Origin of the sequence: Stenotrophomonas sp. Marseille-Q5258, from assembly GCF_946900935.1 — a bacterium.
Lineage (GTDB): Bacteria > Pseudomonadota > Gammaproteobacteria > Xanthomonadales > Xanthomonadaceae > Stenotrophomonas > Stenotrophomonas nematodicola.
In genome coordinates, this window is sequence record NZ_CAMPPN010000029.1 from 1 (window position 1) to 20,140 (window position 20,140).

A 20,140-nucleotide genomic window follows, 5' to 3' on the forward strand; every position below is an offset into this window, starting at 1 on the left:
CAATTCGACTGACGGACCCTGCCCCTATGCGCTCTTCCCGCCCCCTGTTTACGCGCCACACGCTGTCCCTGGCCCTGGCGGCCGCCCTCCTGCCCTCCGTGGCGATGGCTGCCGACGATGACGGCCATCGCGGCCACCTGACCGAGCTGTCCGAGGTCAAGGTCACCGCCTCGCCGCTGCAGGGCGATGCCGAATCCCTGGCCCGCCCGGTCGATGTCCTCGCCGGCGAACGTCTGGACGAACAGAAGGCCGGCACGCTTGGCGACACCGTCGCCAAGCTGCCCGGCGTGCAGAGCACCTTCTTCGGCCCCGGCGTCGGTCGCCCGATCATCCGCGGACAGGAAGGCCCGCGCGTGGCGGTGCTCTCCAACGGCATGGGCAACATGGACGCCTCTACGGTCAGCGCCGACCATGCCACCAGCATCGAGCCGTTCCTGGCCGACCAGATCGAAGTGCTGAAGGGCCCGGCCACGCTGCTGTTCGGCAGCGGCGCGATCGGCGGCGCGGTCAACGTGGTTGATGGCCGCATCGCACGCGAACTGCCGGACCGCCCGCTCAGCGGTCGCGCCGAACTGCGCGGCAACTCGGTCAATGACGAGCGCAGCGGCATGTTCCGCCTGGACGGCGTCAGCGGCAACGTGGTGCTGCATGTGGATGGCCTCGTACGCAACGGCGACGACTACCGCATCCCGGGCTACGCCGTGATCGATGGCCTGGAAGACCACAGCGGCCACGACCACGACGAAGACGACGCCGACGAGCCGCGCCGCGGCCGTCTGGACAACAGTTCCATCCGTACCCGCGCCGGCGGTCTGGGCGTCACCTGGCTGGGCGACGGCGGCTACGCCGGCATCTCGGCCAGCACCTACCGCACCAACTACGGCATCCCCAACGGCGCACACGTGCATGCCGACGATGATCACGACCACGATCACGACCATGACCACGGCGAGGAGGAAGAAGGCGACGAGCACGACGTGCGCATCGACATGGTGCAGAACCGCTTCGAAGCGAAGGCCGGCATCTACAACCCGGTCCCGTTCCTGAAGAACGTCAATCTGCGCACCGCCTACACCGATTACGAGCACACCGAGCTGGAAGCCGGCACTCCGTCCACGCGCTTCACCAACCGCGGCATCGAAGCCCGCCTCGAGGCGGTACAGCAGCAGATCGGCGGCTGGGATGGCGCCTTCGGCGTGCAGTTCGGCAACAGCGACTTCGGCGCCAAGGGTGAAGAAGCGTTCGTGCCCGACACCGGCACAAAGAACGTCGGCCTGTTCGTGCTGCAGGAAAAGCAGTTCGGCCCGTTCAAACTGGAACTCGGCGGCCGCCACGACCAGGTCAAGCTCGACCCGACCGGCGACTACCGCGCACGCACGTTCGACGCCACCAACCTGTCCGCTGCCGGTATCTGGAAGCTCAATGACGCGGTGGACCTGCGCTTCGGCGTGGACGGCTCCGAGCGCGCACCGACCAACGAGGAGCTGTACGCCGCTGGCGCACACATCGCCACCCGTTCCCTGGAAATCGGCAATGCGGACCTGAAGACCGAGCGCGGGCAGCGCGTCGAACTGGGCATCCACACCCACAGCGACCGCGTCGACTTCTCGGCCTCGATCTACCAGACCAGGTTCAAGAACTTCATCTACCTGGCCGACACCGGCGTGGTCGAATCGCTGCCGGTCCGCCTGTGGACCCAGCAGGATGCCACCTTCAAGGGTGCCGAAGCGGAGGCCCTGTTCCACCTGTTCGAAGGCACGTCCGGCGACTGGGACCTGCGCGTGTTCGGCGACTACGTAAAGGCCGAACTGGATGGCAGCGGCAGCCGCAGCGTGGACATCGCCGTGCCGCATGGCGACCACAACCACAACTACACCGTGGACCTGGCCAACAGTGGCTACCTGCCGCGGATTTCCCCGGCCCGCATCGGCGCCGACCTGCGCTGGTCCCGCGACGGCTGGCGCGCCTCGGTCGGTGCCGTGCGCTACAGCAGCCAGAAGGATGTGGCCCAGAACGAAGACCCGAGCAACGGCTACACCCTCGTCGACGCCCACCTCGCCTACCGCTGGGACCGCAACGACAGCAACAGCTACGAAGTCTTCCTGGACGGCAGCAACCTGACCAACCAGGAAGTCCGCCCGCACACCTCCCTGCTGCGCGACTACTCGCCGCTGCCGGGCCGCGGCGTGGCCTTCGGCATCCGCGCCTTCTTCTGATACCCGCCTCTCACGACCGGGGTCGTTGTTCTTACTCTGAGGGGGCCGCAAGGCCCCCTCTTTTTTTCCCTTGTCCCTCCCCGTGGCACGCAGGTCGATCGAGTGCCGGGGCTTCACCGTGGCTGGCCACCGTGCCGGCACCGCGCTGGGTTCACCCGCCCTGCACAAACCCCAGCGGCGCCCCCTGCGTGCGCCTGACGTGACGCGTCCGCCCCTTCCAGAACGGACACATCTGTCCGAACATGGGCCATGCCTACCCAACGTGCCGATGCGGCCGCCCGCCGTGCCCAGATCCTCGACGCCGCCGATGCCGTATTCGGCCAGCACGGCGTCACCGCGCCGCTGGACCTGGTGGTCGAACGCGCCCAGGTCGGGCGCGCCACCCTCTACCGCAACTTCCCCGACCGCACGGCGCTGGTGGAAGCCCTGCTGCAACGTACGGTCACCCGCATCCAGCGCCAGGTGCAGACCCTGGGTGACCGCGACGACGCCCTGTTCGAGGTGCTCAACGGCATGGCCGCACGCATCGTGCAGTCGCCCGCGCTGTCGGACTACTGGCGCGCCGTCGATCCGGACGATCCCACCATCAAGACCGCGCGCGAGACCATCCGTGCCGTGCTGCGCGCGCCCATGCAGCGCGCCATCGCCGCCGGCCTGTGCCGCGCCGATCTCGACGTGACGGACATTTCACTGATCTCGGGCATGCTGGGAGCCGCGCTGCGTGGCAAGACCCGGGAAGAACGCGCCACGCTGGCCACGCGCGCCCTGCAGTTGCTGCGTGGTGGACTGCGGGGGCCTGATCACGGGGAGGGGTGATGCCGCAGTACCTCAAGCCGGTACCGGACTGGGAAGAGCACGAAAAACCGACGCTGCCCGGCTCGGCCTCCATGCCGTGGCATCCGCCGCACCGGCGCCTGGCCTATGCGCTGGTGGCGCTGCTGGTCGGCATCACCGGCGGGCTCGGCAACGCCCTGGTCACCGCCAACCTGCCTTTCATGCAGGGCCAGCTCGGGCTCACGCCGGCCCAGGGCAGCTGGCTGGTGGCGGCCTACGCGATGGTCAATGTGACCGCCAACCTGCTGGCCTTCAAATTCCGCCAGCAGTACGGCATCCGCCTGTTTGCCGAAATCGGGCTGGGCCTGTACGCCGCGCTGGCGGTACTGCACCTGTTTGTCGGCAGCTACGAGACCACCGTGCTGACGCGCGCGGCCAGCGGATTCGCTGGCGCGGCCTGCAGCACGCTGGGTACGCTGTACATGCTGCAATCCCTGCCGCGCCGTTACACCGGAAATCTACTGGTGATCGGCGTGGGCATCTCGCAGCTGGCGATACCGATCGCCTGGCTGGTGTCACCGGGACTGGTCGACACCGGCCAGTGGCACAACCTCTACCTGTTCGAGGCCGGGCTGGCGCTGTGCGCGTTCGCTGCGGTAGTCGTGCTCAAACTGCCGCCGGGTGCGCAGATCAAGGCGTTCGAGCCGTTGGACTTCCTGACATTTGCGCTGCTCGCGCCGGCGGTGGGCCTGCTGGTCGTGGTGCTGGCCCAGGGCTATACACGCTGGTGGTTCGACACCCCCTGGCTGGGCTGGGCGCTGGTGGCCGCGATCGTGCTGGGCACGACGGCCTTCATCATCGAACACTTCCGGCGCAACCCGTTGCTGCAGACGCGCTGGCTGGCCAGCCTGCCGGTGCTGCACTTCATTGTCGGTGCGTTCCTGATCCGCTTCCTGACTACCGAGCAGTCCTACGGCGTGGTCGGGTTGATGCGTCAGCTCGGGATGGGTCCGGACCAGATGCGCCCGCTGTTCGGTGTGATCCTCGCCGGCGTGGTGACCGGCATCGCGGCGGCGTCGCTGACCTTCGGCCCCAGGCGGATCATCCCCCAGCTGCTGATGGCGATCCTGCTGCTGGGCAGCGCCGCGTTCCTCGACCAGAGCCGGACGAGCCTGGACCGCCCGCACGACTTCTACGCCAGCCAGTTCCTGGCCTCGGTCGGCGCGGGCATGTTCATGGGCCCGCTGATCATGCTCGGCATCACCCAGGCCTTGAAACAGGGCGTGGACCACATGATCACCTTTCTGGTCACCCTGTCGATCACCCAGACGCTGGGTGGCCTGGCCGGTTCAGCGGTGCTGGGCACCTACCAACTGCACCGCGAACAGGTGTACTCCAGCGCGCTCGTCAGCCAGCTCGATCCGGCCGACGGCGTGGTGGCACAGCGCCTGAAACAGCAGCAACAGCTCTATGCCGGCCTGATCACCGACCCGGTGCAGCGCAGCGCGCAGGGCACTGCGCAGCTGGCACTGACCACACGCCGCGAGGCCAATGTGCGGGCGTTCAATGATGTGTTCACGCTCAGCGGCACCGTGGCGCTGGCCTTCCTCGGCTGGTTGCTGCTGCTGTCGGTGCGCACCGCCCTGCTCAAGCAATGGCGCAAACGCCAGCGCCGTGCCGTTTCGCCGACCGTCCCGGCATCCCCGCCGGCCGCTACCCCATGAGTCCCGACATGCCCACTCCCCCGCCACGCGACGACAGCACGCCCGAGAACGTGAATCCAGCGCCGCCGACCGATGCTGCCCCGACCGGTACGCCCGCCGCGGCGACACCGTCGGGCGTGCCCAAGTACCTCAAACCCAGCACGCGCAGCGTCGTGATCATGATCGTGATTGCCCTGCTCGGCATCGCATTGATCCTGCGTGCATGGTCGTTGTGGCCGTTCGACAGCACCCGTGTCAGCACCGACAACGCCTACGTGCGCGGCCAGATCACCGTGCTCGCGCCGCAGGTGAACGGCTATGTCACCGAGGTGCTGGTCAAGGACTTCCAGTACGTGCGCAAGGGCGATGCACTGGTGCGCATCGATGACCGCATCTACAAGGAAAAAGTGGCCCAGGCCCAGGCCGATCTGGACAGCGCGCTGGCCGCGCTGGCCAATTCCGACCAGACCCAGGCACAGAACCGCGCGCAGATCGCCGCCGCGCAGGCCAACCTTGCCGCCGGCCAGAGCGAGCTGTCGCGATCGCGCAACGAACTCAAGCGCTATGAGGAGCTGGCAGCCCAGCAGCTGGTCGCGCTCAACGACCGTGACAAGTTCCGTACCGGCGCGCAGTCCGCACAATCGGCCGTACTGCAGTCGCAGGCGCAGATCCGCATCGCCGAGGAAACCCTCACCTCCACCCGAGTGGCCCGAAAGGGCCTGGAAGCCCGCGTGGAGACCGCGCGGGCACAGCTCGCGCTGGCCCGCATCGACCTGGCCAATACGGTCATCCACGCGCCACGCGATGGGCAGATCAGCGAAGCGTCGGTCCGCCTGGGTCAGTACGTCACCGCTGGCTCGCAGCTGCTGTTCCTGGTCCCCGATGCGTTGTGGGTGGTGGCCAACTTCAAGGAAGGCCAGACCTGGAAAATGCGCATCGGCCAACCGGCCACCTTCTCGGTGGATGCCTTCGACGGCCAGCGGCTGCACGGCCATATCGAACAGATCGCCCCGGCCACCGGCTCGGAGTTCAGCGTGCTGCGCCCGGACAACGCCAGCGGCAACTTCACCAAGGTCGTGCAGCGCCTGCCGATCCGTATCGCCATCGATCCCGACCAGCCACTGGCCAGGCGATTGCGCCCGGGCATGTCGGTGGTGGTGCGGGTGGAGACGGCCGATGCCGGGGCAGATCCCGGCAGGTAAGCCGCCTCATGCAGAAATCCGCGCGTCTGCCGGATGGATGCCCCGCCAGCACCGGGTGCGGCGTTACCCCGCGCAGCGCGCGCAGAGTCCGTGTACTTCCAGGGTCTGCGCCTGCGGCTGGAAGCCCAGCTCCTTGGCGCGCTTTTCCAGCTGGCTGACGATCTCGCGGTCTTCCAGTTCCACTGCGCTGTGGCAGCTGTTGCAGATCAGGAACGGCACCGAGTGCTGCGCACTGCTCGGGTGGTGGCACGCCACGAAGGCGTTGACCGACTCGAGCTTGTGCACAAAGCCGTTGGCCATCAGGAAGTCCAGCGCCCGATACACGGTGGGCGGGGCGTCAGCGCCCACGCCCTTGCCGTTGCGCACCCACTCCAGCAGTTCGTAGGCCTTGACCGGTTTTCCGGCCTCGGCGATCAGACGCAGCACATTGGCGCGGATGGGCGTCAGGCGCAGTCCGCGCTCGATGCACACGCGTTCGACCACCTTCACGAAGTCCGAGGCATCGTGAACATGGTGGTGCGGGGCGGTACAAGCGGTCTTGGCGGACATGCGCGGTCTCCGGTTATCAGGCCGACGGTACTTTAGTGAGTGCGACGTCGATGCGTTTCAAGGCCTCTTCACGCCCGGCCAGGAACACGGTCTGGGAAATGTCGGGGCTGACCTGGGTACCGGTGATGGCCACGCGCAGCGGCTGGGCGACCTTGCCCATGCCGATCTCCAGCGCGGTGGCCACGTCGTGCAGGGCGGCCGAAACGCTGTCGACCGTCCACTCGCCGGCTGCGGCGAGCAGCTCGCGGGCCTTGCCCAGCGGCAGTTCCGCGCCCGGCTTGAAGTGCTTGGTCACCGCCGCCTCGTCGTAGTCGGTCAGCGGCTGGTACCAGACCACGGCCTTCTCGGCCATTTCCTTCAGCGTCTGCACGCGGTCGCGCAGGGCCACCACGACGTCGGCCGGGGCCGGGCCTGCCGCCAGGTCCAGGCCCAGCTTGTTCAGCTGGTAGACCAGGTGCGGTGCGATATCGGCCGGGTCAACGGTCTTCAGGAAGTGCTGGTTGACCCAGCCCAGCTTGGCCATGTCCAGGCGCGCGGCCTTGGAGTTGCAGTGGGTCACGTCGAACAGGTCGATCAGCTCCTGGCGGGTGAACAGCTCCTGGTCGCCGTGCGACCAGCCCAGCCGGGCCAGATAGCTCAGCAGTGCATCGGGCAGGTAGCCGGCATCCTTGTACTGCATCACGTCGGCCGCGCCGGTGCGCTTGGACAGCTTGGCGCCCTGCTCGTCCAGGATCATCGGCATGTGGCCGAACTTCGGCACCGGCGCGCCGATCCCTTCGTACAGATTGATCTGCCGCGGAGTATTGTTGATGTGGTCGTCGCCGCGGATGACCTCGCTGATGCGCATGTCCCAGTCGTCCACCACCACCGCGAAGTTGTAGGTGGGGAAGCCATCCGGACGGAAGATCACCATGTCGTCGAGTTCACTGTTGGCGATCTCGATGCGCCCCTTGATCAGGTCGTCGAACACCACCGTGCCGTCGAGCGGATTCTTGAAGCGGATCACGCGATTGGGGTCGTCGCGGTACGGCAGGCCCAGCTCACGCGCGGCGCCGTTGTAACGCGGCTTCTCCTGGCGGGCCATCGCGGCCTCGCGCATCGCATCCAGCTCTTCCTTGGTCTCGTAGGCGTAATAGGCTTTTCCGTCGGCAACCAGCTGTTCGGCCACCGCCTTGTAACGGGCGACGCGGTCGGTCTGGTAGATCGGACCTTCGTCGTAGCCCAGACCCAGCCAGTCCATCGCCTCCAGGATTGCGTCGATGGCGCCCTGGGTGCTGCGTTCGCGGTCGGTGTCCTCGATGCGCAGCACGAACTCGCCGCCCCGGTGACGGGCTTCCAGCCAGCAGTACAACGCGGTGCGGGCACCACCGATATGCAGGTAGCCGGTGGGACTGGGGGCAAAGCGGGTGCGGCAGATCATGGAGGGCTCGGGGAACGGGAATCCCGGCAATTTTACCCGCCTGCGGCCGCACATGCGAAAACCGGCCAATTCCTAAAGATTTCCAGGGCGCGCCCTGCTTTCATGGCTGCGCGGTGGCACGCCCACCGTCCTGCAACCCGCACTGCCGGAGGTTTCCATGCACCATCCCGCTCGCCCCCGCGCCCCCGTCCTGCATGTTGCCGCGCCCGCCAGCGCGCTGGTGCTCGCACTGGGGGTGGCGGTGATGGCAGTGGTCAGCTGGCCGGAGGTTCCCGCCCCGCCCGGCCCGGTGATGCCGCGGGTCCAGGCGACGCGCCTGGCCCCCTGGATCACCCGCATGCTGGAGCCGACGCTGCGGTCCCGCCGGATGACCGGGCCACCCGGCCAGGTCGACACCCCGCTGCGTGCGCTGGGCGGACTGCTGTCCGACGACACCGCGTTCCATGCCCTCCTGGACGAATGGCGAGGGCGCCAGGACAGTCCTGATCCACGCACCATAATGCGGCTGCACCAAGGCCTGGACGGCTACCTTGCGACCCTGCTGCCCCCGCTGTCGCTGCACACCCTGGCCTGCGATGCGTCGTTGTGTCTGGCCGTCCTGTCCGGGCCCCACCGGACCCAGGACCTGCTGGCGCGGCAATTGATGGCGATCGAGCAGGACGGACACGCCCCCCTGCAGGCCGTGCACGTGCATGAACTGCCGGCCAGCAGCGATACCGGGCCACGCCAGTTCCGCCTGGCCCTGGCGCGCACGGCTGCGCCCTTCGGCACCGCCGCCACGCCATGAGCGGCAGGCAGCGCCGGATCAGGGCGCGAGCAGCGGTTTGCGCGGCAGCTTTTCCTCGCGCATCGCGGCGTGGTAGACGAAGGACGCCACGATGGCCGCTGCCTGCTTGAGGTCCTCCGGCTCGGCGTGGTCCCAGGTATCCAGGTTGCTGTGATGGACGTTGGTGAAGTAGTCCAGGCGATCCTGGATGAACTGGAAACCGGGCAGGCCGACGCGGTCGAAGGCGATGTGATCGGTACTGCCGGTGTTGCGCGTGGCCACGGTGGTGGCACCGACATCGTGGAACGGTGCGAGCCAGGCCTCGAAGATCGGCACGGCCGCCAGGTTTTCCTGTGCGTAGATGCCACGGAAGCGACCCGAGCCGTTGTCCATGTTGAAATACGCCGAGAACCGGTCGTAATCGCGCTGGCGCTGCAACGCCCCGGTCGGTTCGCGCATCGAGGCCGGCAGCGTCAGCTGCTGCGGGTCGGTCGGTTCGGGGTAACGGGCCAGGTGGCGCGACACATAGTCCTGCGAGCCCACCAGCCCCTGCTCCTCACCGCTCCACAACGCCACCCGGATGGTGCGCTTGGGCTTGGCGCCCACCGCCTTGAGGATGCGCATGGCTTCCATCATCACCGCGACGCCGGCCGCGTTGTCGGCCGCACCGGTGCCGGTGTGCCACGAATCCAGGTGCGCGCCGAGCATCACGATCTCGTCGGCCTTGCTGCTGCCGCGGATCTCGGCCAGCGTGTTGTAGCCGGGCTGGTCGGTGTCGTCGGTGAAACGTGCCTGGACGTCCACGCGCAGCTTCACCGGCTGCTTGTGGTCCAGCGCGCGCACCAGCTGGTTGTAGTGCTCGGCCATCATCGCCAGTTCCGGCACGCCGACCGGCTCGCCGGCCTTGCGCGACCCACCGCCGCCGACACGGATGATGCCGTTGTCCCAGCCGCTGATGCTGATGGTCGCCAGCACGCCCTGCTCGGCGAAGAAGGCGTTGGTGGCACGGGTCAGCGCCTGCTTTTCCAGATATTCCTTGGCCTTCCTGGCGCGGTCGGCCTTGGCGTCGGCCACGTCCTTGGGCACCGCGAACACCTGCAGTTCGGCCAGCCCGGCGTCATCGTGGCGGTGCGAGTCGGCGCTGCTGGCGCGTGCGTAATCGCGCGCATCGTTGAGCAGCAGGATCTTGCCGGCGAGCTTGCCCTTGTACTGGTCGAGGTCGGCGAGCTTCTTGATGTCGACCTTGATCACCTCGCCTTCCACCGGACCACGCGTGCCGGGCGTCCACGCCTTCGGCAGCGCGTACAGCGGGGTCACCCGCGGGCTGAGCATCTCGACGTTGGCGTTGCTGAATTCCCAGCCGCGGCCGAACGCATCGAAGGCTTCGTCGTGCACGTTCTGCAGGCCCCAGTCCGTGAACCTGCTGCGGGTCCAGGCATTGGCCTCGGACATCGCCGGGGAGTTGGTCAGGCGCGGACCGATCTGTTCGGTGAGGTGGCTGAAGGTGGCCATCACCTGCGAGCGATGGAACGCCTCCTGCCGGATGCGGCTGACCATGTCCAGGTCCACCGGCTCCTTCGCCTGTGCACCAGCACCGCCACTCAACGCCAGGGCCAGGGCAAGCACGCCCCACTTCACCGCGTTCCGCTTGAACATGCTCCGCTTCAACTCGACCACCCTTCGTTGCACGGCACCCGCCGCGACAGGCGAGTCTAGCGGGCGGCATGCCCGCTGCCCGCGGGCCATGAGTCATGGTCGGCATCGCGACGCTCACGCGCGCCAGCCATACCAGAGCACCCCCTGGACCGGCATCAGGAGCAGCCAGCGACTGCGGTCGAGCGTGGCGGTGCCGTATACCGGCGTGTACTGCGGCCAGTCGGCCGGGAGCCCGTCGATACCCGCCTCCGCCAGCGCGGCCGCGCCCTCCTGCCACGGCCGGTACGCGGCGCACCCTGCCCGCTGCGGCACGCTGCCGCGCGCCTGGCGCGCATCGCGCAGGAACGCCAGCCCCCGGGCGAGCACCGCGGCGCGGGTCTCGGCCGCGATCGAAAAGCGCATCAGGCCGGGCGCGACCCGCGCGCCCGGCAAGGCCTGCAGCGGGGAGGGCCAACCGTCGCCGGCGCCCTCCCCGGCCAGTACGGCACACCGTCCCAGTCGGGCCGGCAGGGCGCGGCTGGCGCGCTCCTGCAGACGGCGGGAAGTGATCATTGTCGTCTCCGTGCTTACTTGAGGCTGGCGCCCAGTTCGTACCAGTCCACGCGGCGGGTGATCCACATCGCCGAGGCGAGCACCGCAAACAGCAGCAGCGACCCCATCAGCAGCGCGTTGTTCTCCGAGATCAGCAGGCCGTACAGCGCGCCGTACAGCACACTGAGCATGGCGGCAAATCCCAGCCCGCGCTTCCAGCTGTGCAGCACCCCGGACAGATACACCGCCTGTACGCCGATACAGGCCACTGCCGAGACCGCGTACGCCATCCAGAACGGAATGTGTTCGGACAGGCTCAGCAGGAGCAGGAAGAACACCGCCAGGCCCAGCCCCACCATCAGATACTGCAGCGGGTGGATGCGCAGATGCTTGATCAGTTCGAACAGGATGAAGCCCACGAAGGTCAGCACAATGAACAGGATGCCGTACTTGCTGGCACGATCGGCCTGCGTGTACACGTCCACCGGGTTGACCAGTTCCACGCTCACCGACTCAATCTCGGCATCGCCAGCGCTGCGCAGCTGCTGCTGCGCCCGCGACGCCAGCGAGGACACCGCCCACTGCGCGTCGAAGCCCTGTGCATCCACTTTGCGCTGGTTGGGCAGGAAACTGCCGCCGAACAGCGGGTGCGGCCACGGCGAGCGCAGCGCGATGCGGCTGTCGTCGCCCACCGGCACCACCGCCAGCGAGCGGCTGCCGTCAAGCACCAGCGACAGTTCCACCGTACTGGCCTTCAGCACGCCACCGCGGTTGTCGTCGAACGGAGCCAGATCCACGTGCAGGCCGGTGGCGATGTTGCGCACCGGACCCGGATCGGGCAACAGGTCCAGCGCCCGTCCATCCACGTGCAGCTGCGGCGAGCCGACCAGCCCGCGCACGTCGGCGATGCCCACGGTCAGGTACGGCGTGCCATATACGCGACCGTCCCTGGCGGGATAGTCGTCGTCGGCGAATTCAGCGGTGATGGTGGCATTCCAGCTGTACACCGGCACCCGGAACAGGCCCACACGGCGCTCGTCCGGCTGCATCCGCCCGTCCACCTGCAGCTTGGACGGCATCTGCAGCCACTCGCCCTGCTCGACCTGCTTTTCCTTCTTCTTGGTACCCGCCGCGTCCACCACTTCGACCTCGCGGGTTTCGGTCCACGGCACCACGCGGATCGGACCGGTCAACGTCTGCGCGCCAGCCCGGCTCTGCGCGACACGCTGGTAGGCCTCGTTGCGATACGCCTCGCGTTCGTTGATCACGCCTTTGATCAGCGCCAGGGGAATCAGCAGCACCAGGATCAGCCCGCCGACAATGGCGAACCGCAACAGCATCTTCAGGGATTTCATCGCCCGTCCTCGGTTGGGAGGACGCCAGCGTCGCGCACGCCGATGTGCGGGGTTTGTGCTGAATTTGAAGTCTGTGTGAAGTCCCGGCGCGCTCAGCGCCGGGCGGGAGCTGACGGTGGCCGCAACGGCAACCACAACTCGGCCCGCGCGCCGCCCTCGGCACGGTTGCGCAGCCGCGCGCGGCCGCCATGCAGGCGCGCCACCTCCTGCACGAACGACAGGCCGAGCCCGGAACTGCGCTGGCCGGTCGCCGGCCGCGCCAACGAATAGAAGCGTTCGAACACGCGCTCGAGGGCGTACTCGGGCACGCCACTGCCGGCGTCGTCCACCTGCAGCGCGACGCCGCCGTCAGCCGGGCTTGCGCGCAGCACGATACGGCTGCCGGGCGGCGCGAAGGCCACGGCGTTTTCCAGCAGGTTGTTCACTGCCTGCCGCAGCAGGTAGCGATCGCCCTGCAGGTCCGGTCCGCCTGGGGCGTCCACGTCGATCGTCACCCCCGCCGCCTGCGCGCTGACGGCCACCGCATCGGCGGCGGCCCGCAGCAGCGGCGCCAAGGCGATGCGCTCCTGCTTCTGCAGCCAGCCGTACTGCTCCACCTCGGCCAGCGCCAGCAGCTTGTCGATGGTTTCGGTGAGGCGCTGCGCCTGGCCCTGGATGCTGCGTGCGAAGTGCTCGCGGTCGGGGTCGGGCAACGGCTCCTGCAACAGCTCGGCCGCACCGCGGATGGCCGCCAGCGGGCTCTTCATTTCGTGGGTCAGCGATTGCACGTACTGCTCCACGTAGGCCTTGCCTTCCAGCTTGCGGCGCATGGTTTCCAGCGCCTGACCGAGGTCGCCGATCTCGTCGCGGCGTGGCTTCGGCGGCGGCACCGGCTCGCCTGCGCTCACCGCTTTGGCGTAGCGGTTGAGGCGGTTGACGCCGTGCATCAGCCAGGCCGTCATCAGCAGGCCGATCAGTGCGGACAACCCGATCAGCCACGCCCCGCGCTTGACGATCGCGCGCTGGCTGGCGGCGATGAACGGGTCGATGCTGCGGTTGGGCTGGGCCAGACTGAGCACCCCGATGAGCGTGCGCCCATCGGCCGGGTCCAGGATCGGCGCGGCCACATGCATCACCGAATGGGTGTCATCGCCCGGTGTCTCCGGGCTGGAGCGTGCGCCGTACTCGCCGCGCAGCGTGCGGTAGACATCGTTCCAGCGCGAGTTGTCGCGGCCGACGTCACGGCCCCGGGAGTCGTAGACCACGATGCCCTTGGCGTCGGTGATGGTCACCTGGTAGTCCAGCGTGCGTTTGGGAAAGCGCCACACCATCGCCTTGGGATCGCGCTGTTGTGCGCGCGCCAGATTGGCCACGAAGGTGCCGTTGCGCAGGGTGCCCGCCTTGAGATCGGCCGCCGCCATTTCCGCCAGCACGTTGGCCGCATCGACCAGGGTCGACTCCATTGCCTGGCGTACGCCCGGCTTCACTTCATTGACGAAGATGCGCATCACAAAGAACGCGGCGATGCCCACGATCAGGAAGAAGCCCAGGAACAGTTTGAGACCCAGGCGCACCGTTACGCCTCCAGCGCGTAGCCCAGCCCGCGATGGGTGCGGATCGGGTCGGGATCGGCACCTGCGGCGCGCAGCTTGGCGCGCAGGGTCTTCACGTGGGTGTCGACCGTGCGGTCGGCGCTGTCGGCATCGCTGTCCCAGCCGCGGTCCATCAGCTGGGCCCGGCTGAGAATCGCCCCCGGGCGCTGAAGCAGCGCGGCCATCAGGGCGTATTCGTAACGGGTCAGGTCCAGCAGCTGCTCGCCGAAACGGATCCGGCGGCCCTCGCGGTCGATCGCGAAACGCCCGAGCTGCTGCCAGCCCGCGCTCTCGGGCACGGCACTGCTGCCGGCCCGCCGCAGCCGCGCCCGTACCCGCGCCACCAGCTCGCGGGGCGAGAACGGCTTGGCCATGTAGTCGTCCGCCCCCAGCTCCAGGCCGAGCACCCGGTCGAATTCGTCGTTGCGGGCGGTCAGGAAGATCACCGGCACTTCGCTGAACGTGCGCAGGCTGCGGCAGACCTCGAACCCGCTCATGTCCGGCAGGCCCACATCCAAGACCACCAGATCGTAGGCCTGCTGGCGCAACCGGGCCAGGGCGTCGTTGCCGAGCAGGCAGTGGCGGGCGGCGTAGCCCTCGCTGCGCAGCGCATACAGAACGGTCTCGGCGATGGCCGTTTCGTCCTCGACCACCAGGACGTTGTGCAGGGGGTGGCTCATCCGCCCAGCATAGCCGCTGGCGCCCCCGCCCCGTACACTGCCCCGATGAACTACCGCCACGCCTTCCATGCCGGCAACCATGCCGACGTGCTCAAGCACGTCGTCCAGCTTGCCCTGCTCGACACTTTCAAGCGCAAGGACAGCCCGTTCTTCGTGCTCGATACCCACGGCGGCGCTGGCCGCTACCTGCTGGCCAGCGAGGAGAGCCGCAAGACCCTGGAGGCCGAGGACGGGGTCATGCGCCTGATGGCCCAGCCGCAGCAGCCGGCCGTGATCGAGCGCTACCTCAAGGCCGTCCAGGCCGACAATCCGGTCGGGGCCATGATCAGCTACCCCGGCTCGCCGCTGCTCACCGCCCAGACCCTGCGTGCGCAGGACCGCATGGCGGTCTGCGAAGTGCAGGACGACGAAGTGGCCTCGCTCAAGGCCCTGTTCGCCCACGACGCCCGGGTCGGCGTTTACCACGCCGACGGCTACGCCCAGAACAAGGCCCTGCTGCCGCCCAAGGCCAACGGGGTCAAGATCGGCCGCGGACTGGTCCTGATCGACCCGCCCTACGAGGCGCAGGACGCCGAGTACCAGCGCATCCTGGCGTCGGTGACCGAGATCCTGGGTCGCTGGCCGCAGGCCACCTTCGCGATCTGGTTCCCGATCAAACAGCGCCGCAGCATCCTGCATTTCCTGCGCAAGGCCGTGGCGCTGCCGGTCCGCTCGGTGCTGACCGCCGAGCTGCTGATCCGGCCCGACGACTCCCCGCTGCGGCTCAATGGCAGCGGCATGCTGCTGCTGAACCCGCCGTGGCAGTTCGACCAGATCCTGGCCCCGGCCATGCCGGCACTGAAGCAGCACCTGGGCGAGGCCGGCGCCTCGACCCGCCTGCAGTGGCTCAAGCAGGCCGAATGAGCCCCCGTCACCGGGGCGGCGGTCTGTGAGCGTTCCGTTCACGGAAGCCTGCCCCGGGGATGCGAGAATCCGAAGACCACCAAGGAACCACCGGTATGGCTACCCGTAACCGCATGCCGCCCTGGCACGAGACCTTCAAAGCCCCCAGCGGGCATGAGCTGTTGATCCGCCCGATCCGCCCGGAAGACGGTGCGCCCCTGCACGCCGCCTTCAGCCTGTTCGGCCCGGAAGAGATCCGCGACCGTTTCCTGCAGTCGGTGACCGAACTGTCCCCGGAAACCACGCAGCGGCTGACCCACCCCAACCCCAAGACCGAGATCACCCTGGTCGCGGCGGAGTCGTTGCCGGCCGGTGAGGCCGTGGTCGGCGCGGTCGCACGCGCCTCGATCATCCAGGGCACCCGGGAGGCCGAGTACGCGATCCTGGTCAGCCGTTTCCTGGTCGGCCAGGGCCTGGGCCGCCAGTTGATGCGCAAGCTGGTCAAGTGGGCCCGCGGCAAATACCTGGACCGTCTCTACGGCGATGTCGCCGAAGAGAACGAGCCGATGAAGCAGCTGGCTGCCTCGCTGGGCTTCCAGCCGGTCCCGCACCCGCAGGGCACGCCCGGCCTGGTGCGCATGGTGCTCGAGCTCGACAGCTGACCTCATGCCGGCCCCTGGCCGGCACGTCGGTGTCCACGGTCGTTGGCGCGGGGTCTGCTAAAATCGCCGGTTCATGTCACGCACCTCCCCTCCCGCACCGCCGCTGCCTCGTTCCGGACAGCTCCGCGCCTGGTGGCGCGCCCCCGCATCGGCCACCGCGCTGGCGTGGTATGTCGCGCGTGCCGCGCAGGCCCACGACGGGCCGCTGCTGGTCATCGCGCGCGACAACCACGGCGCCAACCAGATCGAGTCGGACCTGCGTACCCTGCTGGGGAACGACACTGACCTGCCGGTGGTGGCGTTCCCGGATTGGGAAACCCTGCCCTACGATGCGTTCAGCCCGCACCCGGACATCATTTCCCAGCGCCTGGCCGCACTGCACCGCCTGCCCACGCTGAAGCGCGGCATCGTCGTGGTGCCGGTACAGACCCTGCTGCAGCACGTGGCGCCGCTGAAGTACATCGTCGGCGGCAGTTTCGACCTGACGGTGGGACAACGCCTGGACCTGGACGCCGAGAAGCGTCGCCTGGAATCGGCCGGCTACCGCAATGTCCCGCAGGTGATGGACCCGGGCGATTTCGCCGTGCGCGGTGGGCTGCTCGACGTCTACCCGATGGGCGCCGACGCGCCGCTGCGGGTGGAACTGCTGGACGAGGACATCGATTCGATCCGCGCCTTCGACCCCGAGTCGCAGCGTTCGCTGGACAAGGTCGATGCGGTACGGATGCTGCCGGGCCGCGAAGTTCCGCTGGACGATGCCAGCATCGCGCGGGTGCTCGCCATTCTGCGCGAACGCTTCGACGTGGACACGCGGCGCAGTGCGCTCTACCAGGACCTCAAGTCAGGTCTGGCGCCGGCCGGTGTGGAGTACTACCTGCCGCTGTTCTTCGACCAGACCGCCACGCTGTTCGATTACCTGCAGCCCAACGTGCTGCCGCTGGTGGTACCGGGCGTCGGCGACGCCGCGGCCGCATTCTGGGCGCAGACCCAGAACCGCTACGAGCAGCGCCGCCACGATGTGGAACGGCCGCTGCTGGCCCCGCAGGAGCTGTACCTCAGTCCCGAGGCCTTCAACAGCCGCCTCAACACCCTGCCGCGCGTGGACGTGTGGGCCGCCGACCACCCGCGCATCGCCGAGGCGCACGCGCTGGGCGACCAGCCGCTGCCGCCCCTGCCGGTGGCCGCGCGCGATGCCCCGGCCGGCGAGGCGCTGAAATCGTTCATTGGCCATTATCCCGGCCGCGTGCTGATCGCCGCTGACTCGCCAGGTCGCCGCGAGGCGCTGCTGGAGGTGTTGCAGGCCGCCGAGCTCAAACCGCCGGTGGTCGCCGACCTGCCGACGTTCCTGGCCCAGCCGGACCTGCGTCTGGCCATCACCGTGGCGCCTCTGGAAGACGGCTTCGCGCTGGACGATCCGGCGCTGGCGGTACTGACCGAACGCCAGCTGTTCCCCGAGCGCGCCGGCCAGACCCGCCGCAGCCGCCGCGTCGGGCGCGAGCCCGAAGCGATCATCCGCGACCTCGGCGAGCTCACCGAAGGCGCGCCGATCGTCCACGAGGATCACGGCGTCGGCCGTTACCGCGGCCTGATCGTGCTCGACGCCGGCGGCATGCCGGGCGAGTTCCTCGAAATCGAATATGCCAAGGGCGACCGCCTGTACGTACCGGTCGCCCAGCTGCACCTGATCAGCCGCTACTCCGGCGCCTCGGCCGAGACCGCCCCGCTGCATTCGCTCGGAGGCGAGCAGTGGACCAAGGCCAAGCGCAAGGCCGCCGAGAAGGTCCGCGACGTGGCCGCCGAGCTGCTGGAGATCCAGGCCCGTCGGCGCGCCCGCGCCGGTCTGGCGCTGCACGTGGACCGCTCGATGTACGAACCGTTCGCGGCCGGCTTCCCGTTCGAGGAAACCCCCGACCAGCTCGCTGCCATCGATGCGACCCTGCGCGACCTGGCCAGCAGCCAGCCGATGGACCGGGTGGTGTGCGGCGACGTGGGCTTCGGCAAGACCGAAGTGGCCGTGCGCGCCGCCTTTGCCGCCGCCAGCGCCGGCAAGCAGGTGGCCGTGCTGGTGCCGACCACGCTGCTGGCCGAGCAGCACTACCGCAACTTCCGCGACCGCTTTGCCGACTGGCCGCTGCGGGTGGAGGTGCTGTCGCGGTTCAAGACCAGCAAGGAAATCAAGGCCGAGCTGGAAAAAGTCGCCGCCGGCACGATCGACGTGATCATCGGCACCCACCGCCTGCTGCAGCCGGACGTGAAATTCAAGGATCTGGGCTTGGTGGTGGTCGATGAGGAGCAGCGCTTCGGCGTGCGCCAGAAGGAAGCGCTGAAGGCCATGCGCGCCAACGTGCACCTGCTGACGCTGACCGCCACGCCGATCCCGCGGACGTTGAACATGGCGATGGCCGGGCTGCGCGATCTTTCGATCATCGCCACGCCGCCGCCGAACCGGCTGGCGGTGCAGACCTTCATCACCGCCTGGGACAACGCGCTGCTGCGCGAAGCGTTCCAGCGCGAGCTGGCGCGTGGTGGCCAGCTGTATTTCCTGCACAACGACGTGGAGAGCATCGGCCGCATGCAGCGCGACCTGGCCGAGCTGGTGCCCGAAGCGCGCATCGGCATCGCCCACGGGCAGATGCCCGAGCGCGAACTGGAGCGGGTGATGCTCGATTTCCAGAAGCAGCGCTTCAACGTGCTGCTGTCGACCACGATCATCGAGTCGGGCATCGACATCCCCAACGCCAACACCATCATCATCAACCGCGCCGACCGCTTCGGCCTGGCCCAGCTGCACCAGTTGCGCGGCCGCGTCGGCCGTTCGCATCACCGGGCCTACGCCTACCTGGTGGTGCCGGACAAGCGGTCGATGACTCCCGACGCCGAGAAGCGCCTGGAGGCGATCGCCTCGATGGACGAACTGGGTGCGGGTTTCACTCTGGCCACGCACGACCTGGAGATCCGCGGTGCCGGCGAACTGCTCGGCGAGGACCAGAGCGGGCAGATGGCCGAGGTCGGCTTCAGCCTGTACACCGAGCTGCTCGAACGCGCCGTGCGCAGCATCCGGCTGGGCAAGCTGCCCGATCTGGACGCCGGCGAGGAAGCGCGCGGCGCGGAAGTGGAACTGCATGTGCCGGCGTTGATTCCGGACGACTACCTGCCCGATGTGCACACCCGCCTGACCCTGTACAAGCGCATCAGCAGCGCGCGCGATCCGGACGACCTGCGCGAACTGCAGGTGGAGATGATCGACCGCTTCGGGCTGCTGCCCGATCCGGCCAAGCACCTGTTCGCGGTGGCCGAGCTGAAGCTGCAGGCCAACGCGCGCGGCATCCGCAAGCTTGAGCTGGGCGAGAACGGCGGCCGCATCGTGTTCGATGCCAAGCCGGACATCGACCCGATGGCGGTCATCCAGCTGATCCAGAAGCAGCCCAAGCTGTACAGCATGGACGGCCCGGACAAGCTGCGCATCCGCCACCCCCTGCCCCTGCCCGAAGACCGCTTCAGCGCCGCCAAGGCGCTGCTGCTGACGCTCGCGCCGGGCTGACCGCTCCCCCGACCCCCTTCGCTCAGCGGGCCGGAGGGGCTCACCCTGTTCTTTTGCCCGCGACAAGGAGAGTTGCTTTGAAACGATTCCATTACCTGCTGCTGGCCGCCGTGCTGGCCCTGCTGACCGCCTGTGGTGGCGGCATGAGCGCCCGCGACTACCTCACCGAGAACGTCGCATATTGGAACGGCACCACCAGCACCGTGCAGCAATGGACCGTCGGGCCGCAGAGCGAACAGCTGCAGCGTGCACTGCAGGAAGGCAAGGGCCTGGGCACCTTCACGTTCGCGCTGGGCAATGCGCAGAAGGAGATGAAGGACCGCCTGGTCAGCATCGACCAGATGCCCCCGGCCGACGACGCCAAGGACCTGCACCAGAAGCTGCGCACCTATGTGCAGACCGCCGAGGAACTGTTCGGCGTGCTGCTGCAGATCGCCGCGCTGCCGGATGGCTACAGCCAGGAGCAGATCGCGCCGATGGCCGAGAAGCTGACCGCCATCGGTGAGCGCATGGACGTGGAAATGCAGTCCCTGAGCGATGCCCAGGATGCCTACGCCAAGCAGCACCGCATCAACCTGCAGAAGCATTGATCCACCCGGTCCCGGCCACGCAGGTGGCCGGGACCCTTGAAG

16 protein-coding genes are annotated in these 20,140 nt (G+C 68.3%); 9 read left to right on the forward strand and 7 right to left on the reverse strand.

Features of this window, described 5'->3' with window-relative positions:
* The first annotated feature begins 26 nt into the window (after positions 1-26).
* The 4 genes from OC534_RS16660 to OC534_RS16675 all read left to right on the forward strand — a co-directional run bounded on the left by OC534_RS16660 (position 27) and on the right by OC534_RS16675 (position 5,895).
* Positions 27-2,216, forward strand: coding sequence for a TonB-dependent receptor (locus tag OC534_RS16660; RefSeq protein WP_136004322.1), 2,190 nt, complete (start codon positions 27-29; stop codon positions 2,214-2,216).
* 249 nt (positions 2,217-2,465) lie between these two features.
* A complete protein-coding gene (locus OC534_RS16665; RefSeq protein WP_153164446.1) occupies positions 2,466-3,032 on the forward strand; it encodes a TetR/AcrR family transcriptional regulator in 567 nt (188 codons plus the stop codon).
* A complete protein-coding gene (locus OC534_RS16670) occupies positions 3,029-4,714 on the forward strand; it encodes an MFS transporter (protein WP_316044093.1) in 1,686 nt (561 codons plus the stop codon). The genes OC534_RS16665 and OC534_RS16670 overlap by 4 nt, the downstream gene beginning before the upstream one ends.
* A gap of 8 nt (positions 4,715-4,722) precedes the next feature.
* Positions 4,723-5,895, forward strand: coding sequence for an HlyD family secretion protein (locus OC534_RS16675; RefSeq protein ID WP_136004327.1), 1,173 nt, complete (start codon positions 4,723-4,725; stop codon positions 5,893-5,895).
* Between the two features lie 63 nt (positions 5,896-5,958).
* On the opposite strand, the gene OC534_RS16680 is transcribed toward OC534_RS16675, so the two are convergent.
* A complete protein-coding gene (locus OC534_RS16680; protein WP_136004329.1) occupies positions 5,959-6,444 on the reverse strand; it encodes a Fur family transcriptional regulator in 486 nt (161 codons plus the stop codon).
* Between the two features lie 16 nt (positions 6,445-6,460).
* Complete coding sequence (gene gltX / locus OC534_RS16685; RefSeq protein WP_136004331.1) at positions 6,461-7,864, reverse strand: glutamate--tRNA ligase; 1,404 nt, start codon at positions 7,862-7,864, stop codon at positions 6,461-6,463.
* Positions 7,865-8,021: 157 nt separating this feature from the next.
* On the opposite strand from gltX, the gene OC534_RS16690 reads away from it, so the two are divergent.
* On the forward strand, positions 8,022-8,651 hold the full coding sequence (locus OC534_RS16690; RefSeq protein ID WP_262072211.1) for a hypothetical protein: 630 nt from the start codon (positions 8,022-8,024) through the stop codon (positions 8,649-8,651).
* A gap of 18 nt (positions 8,652-8,669) precedes the next feature.
* Here OC534_RS16690 and OC534_RS16695 read toward each other — a convergent pair whose 3' ends face one another.
* From OC534_RS16695 to creB, 5 genes are all read right to left on the reverse strand, one after another.
* On the reverse strand, positions 8,670-10,286 hold the full coding sequence (locus OC534_RS16695) for a M20/M25/M40 family metallo-hydrolase (RefSeq protein ID WP_136004335.1): 1,617 nt from the start codon (positions 10,284-10,286) through the stop codon (positions 8,670-8,672).
* A 114-nt stretch (positions 10,287-10,400) separates the two neighbouring features.
* Entirely contained in the window at positions 10,401-10,838 is a 438-nt protein-coding gene (locus OC534_RS16700; RefSeq protein WP_136004337.1) for a hypothetical protein, read from the reverse strand.
* A 14-nt stretch (positions 10,839-10,852) separates the two neighbouring features.
* Positions 10,853-12,172: a cell envelope integrity protein CreD gene (gene creD / locus OC534_RS16705; protein WP_136004339.1), complete on the reverse strand. Its 1,320-nt coding sequence runs from the start codon at positions 12,170-12,172 to the stop codon at positions 10,853-10,855.
* 92 nt (positions 12,173-12,264) lie between these two features.
* The gene (gene creC / locus OC534_RS16710; RefSeq protein ID WP_136004341.1) at positions 12,265-13,725 is read right to left on the reverse strand and encodes a two-component system sensor histidine kinase CreC; all 1,461 of its coding nucleotides are present in this window, start codon (positions 13,723-13,725) and stop codon (positions 12,265-12,267) included.
* A 2-nt stretch (positions 13,726-13,727) separates the two neighbouring features.
* Entirely contained in the window at positions 13,728-14,423 is a 696-nt protein-coding gene (gene creB, locus OC534_RS16715; protein WP_136004343.1) for a two-component system response regulator CreB, read from the reverse strand.
* A gap of 45 nt (positions 14,424-14,468) precedes the next feature.
* On the opposite strand from creB, the gene rlmJ reads away from it, so the two are divergent.
* The 4 genes from rlmJ (at position 14,469) to OC534_RS16735 (ending at position 20,098) form a co-directional block, all read left to right on the forward strand.
* Positions 14,469-15,326 carry a 23S rRNA (adenine(2030)-N(6))-methyltransferase RlmJ gene (rlmJ, locus tag OC534_RS16720; protein WP_136004345.1) on the forward strand — a complete coding sequence of 286 codons (858 nt, stop codon included), beginning with the start codon at positions 14,469-14,471 and terminating at the stop codon, positions 15,324-15,326.
* 95 nt (positions 15,327-15,421) lie between these two features.
* Positions 15,422-15,967 (forward strand): GNAT family N-acetyltransferase, encoded by a 546-nt coding sequence (locus tag OC534_RS16725; RefSeq protein WP_017356031.1) that lies wholly within the window; start codon positions 15,422-15,424, stop codon positions 15,965-15,967.
* A 73-nt stretch (positions 15,968-16,040) separates the two neighbouring features.
* Positions 16,041-19,508, forward strand: a complete 3,468-nt coding sequence (mfd, locus tag OC534_RS16730) for a transcription-repair coupling factor (protein ID WP_153164453.1) — start codon at positions 16,041-16,043, stop codon at positions 19,506-19,508.
* Between the two features lie 77 nt (positions 19,509-19,585).
* A complete protein-coding gene (locus OC534_RS16735; RefSeq protein WP_017356033.1) occupies positions 19,586-20,098 on the forward strand; it encodes a hypothetical protein in 513 nt (170 codons plus the stop codon).
* Positions 20,099-20,140: the final 42 nt, after the last annotated feature.